The 229-nt window shown below is 60.3% G+C and carries 1 pseudogene; it reads right to left on the bottom strand.

Going from position 1 to position 229, the window contains the following annotated elements:
• Positions 1 to 9: 9 nt before the first annotated feature.
• Positions 10 to 229 (bottom strand): annotated as a pseudogene (locus SB725_RS34330) (phenol hydroxylase); the annotation flags it as partial.

Below are 229 nucleotides of genomic sequence, written 5' to 3'. Positions count from 1 at the left end.
ACCGCTGGCCTAACTGCATGAACCGTGGATGCCGGTCAGGCCGGGTGTGCGAAAGCGAATCACGGCCTTGTGCCCCAGTCCGTTTTCTCCGAGCGTCAGGTCGAATGCGGGTGCAAAGCGCTCGTTTGACCGGAACCATTCGATCTCCCCGAGCGCGACCTTGTCCCAGTCGGGATGCGAAGAATAGATGCCCGGAATGACTTCGTTGGCGAGCGTTGCGAAGGTCATC

The organism is Pseudomonas sp. SIMBA_041 (genome assembly GCF_046535095.1).
In the GTDB taxonomy this organism is placed as follows: Bacteria; Pseudomonadota; Gammaproteobacteria; order Pseudomonadales; family Pseudomonadaceae; genus Aquipseudomonas; species Aquipseudomonas mucoides.
Note: the sequence above shows the minus strand (reverse complement) of the source record. Positions and strands in the feature narration are given on the sequence as shown.